The sequence below is a fragment of the Solemya elarraichensis gill symbiont genome (assembly GCF_002021095.1).
Lineage (GTDB): Bacteria > Pseudomonadota > Gammaproteobacteria > Chromatiales > Chromatiaceae.
The window spans coordinates 1-3,520 of the sequence record NZ_MPRK01000188.1; the positions used below are offsets into that span (position 1 = coordinate 1).

5 protein-coding genes are annotated in these 3,520 nt (G+C 48.0%); all 5 read left to right on the forward strand.

Annotated elements, in window-relative coordinates; translation table 11 throughout:
- The first annotated feature begins 210 nt into the window (after positions 1-210).
- Complete coding sequence (locus tag BOW51_RS08720) at positions 211-726, forward strand: hypothetical protein (RefSeq protein WP_078477389.1); 516 nt, start codon at positions 211-213, stop codon at positions 724-726.
- A 57-nt stretch (positions 727-783) separates the two neighbouring features.
- A complete protein-coding gene (locus tag BOW51_RS08725; RefSeq protein ID WP_078477390.1) occupies positions 784-1,599 on the forward strand; it encodes a sulfotransferase domain-containing protein in 816 nt (271 codons plus the stop codon).
- A 13-nt stretch (positions 1,600-1,612) separates the two neighbouring features.
- Positions 1,613-1,759, forward strand: a complete 147-nt coding sequence (locus BOW51_RS11215; RefSeq protein WP_167367293.1) for a hypothetical protein — start codon at positions 1,613-1,615, stop codon at positions 1,757-1,759.
- The gene (locus tag BOW51_RS08730) at positions 1,759-2,397 is read left to right on the forward strand and encodes a phage adaptor protein (protein ID WP_078477391.1); all 639 of its coding nucleotides are present in this window, start codon (positions 1,759-1,761) and stop codon (positions 2,395-2,397) included. The genes BOW51_RS11215 and BOW51_RS08730 overlap by 1 nt, the downstream gene beginning before the upstream one ends.
- A partial coding sequence (locus BOW51_RS08735; RefSeq protein WP_078477392.1) for a hypothetical protein occupies positions 2,397-3,520 on the forward strand: 1,124 nt, incomplete at its 3' end. The genes BOW51_RS08730 and BOW51_RS08735, both read left to right, overlap by 1 nt.

Consider the following 3,520-nt stretch of genomic DNA (forward strand, 5'->3'; position numbering starts at 1 on the left):
ACGAGGAAGCGTCTAGGCAAGTCAGTGACGGTGTTTCGTTGCGCCTGATCGACAAATATTACGACGGTGTAAAAGATCGACTCTATACAAGGCTTGATGTGCTCTATGGTTTCAAAGTCATAAGGCCAGAATTGGCTGTGAAGATTTGGCACACATAGCCTGGTAAAACAACAACATGGCCCCTTCGGGGCTTTTTTCTTGGAGATATTAATGAAGTTAGTTATTTTTTCTTTGATCGCTATGCTGTTCTCAAGCGCGTCTTGGGCAACAGTAGAAAGTGATGCGACCACTGAAGGTGTTGATGTCTGGATTCACAAGAATATGACTGCATCGCAGCTTGCTTCAACGGTGCGCGATTATGAAGTCGTCACAGCTGTGAATGCCATCACAAACGCAGAATGTGGTACGGCTTACTTTCTCAACAGTGCGACTGAATTGGCATCGACGCTTCCTGCCCCGGTGGCCGGCTGCTCGTTCAAGTTCATTGTTGCTGCGGCTCCCGTAGGCACTGCTTATACGGTTGTGACTAATGGTGGGTCAGACCTGATTGACGGTTCGGCGGAGGTGAACGGGGCAGTTGTTGGTTGCGTGGATGAAGACACCATTACATTCACAGCAAGTGCTGCGATATCTTGCGACTGGGTATGTCTGATCTCTGATGGAACCAACTGGTATGTATCAGGGATGGCCTTTGCTGCAACCGGAATCGCCTGTTCAGCAACATAATGCATAGCCCTCTTCGGAGGGCTTTTCCTTTAATTGGAACAACCTTCGAGGGATCCAATGGACCACAAGCAAATTGTATTTATTGCTTCATTTCCCAAAAGCGGAAATACATGGGTTCGTTGCTTTCTGGATGCCTACTTTCTTGGCAGTCTGGATATAAACGACCTTCTCTCAACGATTACAGACAACCTCCCGTCACCTTTCCAGGTAGGGGATGGAACTGATATCACGCAAGAGAACTTTGAAATACAGCAACTCACTCGTCACATGGGGTTGTTGCGAATGGTCAGGCAGTATTTATCAACAGAGCAGGAAATTCCGTTTTTCGTCAAGACGCACAATGCGAATCTTTTGATAAACGGCTGTGAACTTATACCGGACATTCTGACAAAAGCGGCGATCGTGATAATCCGTGACCCAAGAGACGTACTGCCGTCTTTTTCGTCCCACATGGGTGTTGATATGGACACGGGCGCAGAGTGGATGCAGAACAAGTATCGGATGCTGCGGGCTCAAAACACGATGATGGACTTTATTTCGTCCTGGAAAGGACACACACGGTCATGGCTTGATGCGCCGACCCACAGCGTTTTATGGGTCAAATATGAGGATATGAAAGAGCGTCCTGTCGAGATATTCTCCAAGATGCTCAAACATGCAGGTGTTGAGCCTGACGAGAAGAAAGTTGAGGCGGCGCTTGAAATGGTCAAGTTGGACAAGTTGAAGAGCATAGAGGCTAGGGAAGGATTTCAGGAGCAATCACCCAAGGCCGGACAGTTTTTCGGCAAGAAGCACGATAAAATCACACCCAGACAGAAACACTCCATAGAGAAACACTGTGGACGCTTAATGAAGAGGTTAGGTTATGTTTAAAGAATATCCCAAGATGATCGAGATCGGCGGCAATACGGTGGTGGTTTATTCCCAGGAGGAAGAACTGGCGCTCAAACCCAAGCCGAAGGAAGAACCGGGGTTCAAATCCAAACCGAAGGAAAGGCGCACCTACAAGAAGAAGGTCGTCGAGGCAGAATAATGGCAATTACTACCTATGCGGAGTTAAAAACGGCGCTGGCTGACTGGTCGCATCGTTCAGACCTGACCACAAAGATGGGCGATTTTATTGTCCTGGCTGAATCACGCTTTAACGATGCACTCAGAATCAAGGCAATGAACGCACTTGAGGATTTAACGGCGGTTTTGGGTTCACGTTTTATCTCGTTCCCAACGGGGATGAAGAAGCTGAATGGATTGTCACTGGTTTCCGGTACTGAGTGGACACCGCTTATCCAGTTATCAGCAAGTGCGCTGGATAAGGAGATCAGTGATACGCAAGGTGAGCCTGTGTATTACGCAATAACGAACAAGATTGAGTTTGATTGCCAGTCAAACAATGCTTATACCGTCACAGCGCGTGTATTCACAGAGAACGGGCTGTCTGATTCAGTGACGACTAATGACTTATTGGCAGAATATCCGAATATTTACCTGTTTAGCTCTCTTGTTGAGCTATTTGACTATATAGGTGACGAGACACAGAGCGCGAAATACAACGGCAAGCGAAACGAAGCTGTGAAACTGGCTAACTTGAACGCACACAGATCAAAAGCGCCTGCAATACTCACCACAGAGCTGTCTCGAAAAGGTTCGTTCAATATCATCACGGATGACTAATGCTGTCTTTTCTTGGGTTTGCGCCTGACATAGATCCCCATGCAGAAGGGGTCATTACTGACTGTGAGGACATGATTCCAGACCCGCAGGGGTTTAAATCTGCTCCTGTCCAGGTTGATACGGACTACGCGGCACTGGCCGCTACGTGTCGTGGCGCCGCGTTAGTCGTTAAAATTGACGGTACTCGCCGTTTCTTTGCTGGAACCGCTGCAGCCTTGTTTGAGGGCTCTGGTGGGATGTGGACGGACGTTACCAGGACATCAGGCGGTGCATACAACGTAGGCACTTCCTATTCATGGCAGTTTGCACAGTTTGGTGATATCACTATTGCAGTGAATGACGGCGATACCATGCAGTCCATCGGTGCGGGTTCGGACTTTGCCGATATCACAGGGGCACCTAAAGCAGCCCTTGTGGAGGTGGTGAATAATTTTGTTATCGTTGCGGACACGGAGGATGGTGTTTACGGTGATCAGGGTGACAGGTGGTGGTGTTCGGCTAAAGACGATTACAGCGACTGGACTCCAGCTATTAGCACCCAATGCACGACAGGTCGGTTAGTCGAGGTATCAGGCCCGATACTGGCGCTGAAACGGTTGGGTAATAACCTGGTAGCGTATAAAGAAACCGGCATTTTCATCGGACAATATGTCGGTTCTCCGGCTGTTTGGTCATGGTCGCTTGTTCCTGGTGATATCGGTGTTCAATCTCCTGATTCTGTTGTCGATATTGGTGGAGCACATCTCTTTATCGGTAACGAGGAGATTTACTACTTTGATGGGACGCGACCTGTACCAATTGGCAACGATGTTAAAAACTGGTTTTTCGATGATCTGGACATTTCCTATATTCAGGACATAACGTCACTGCATGACAGGGCTAATTCTTTAGTCTATTGGTTTTATCACTCGGACGGTGCTGCCGGCACTTTGGATACTGCGTTAGTTTATAACTACAAGTATAAAAAATGGGGTAAAGCGAGCTATAGCGCTGAGGCAGCGGTTGAGGTTGTATTGGGCGGCATGACCTATGACGATTTAGGTTCTAGCTATACCACTTATGACGATTTGCCAAACGTTGCTTACGACTCGCCACTGTTTAAGGCTGATGAGCCGGTATTGGG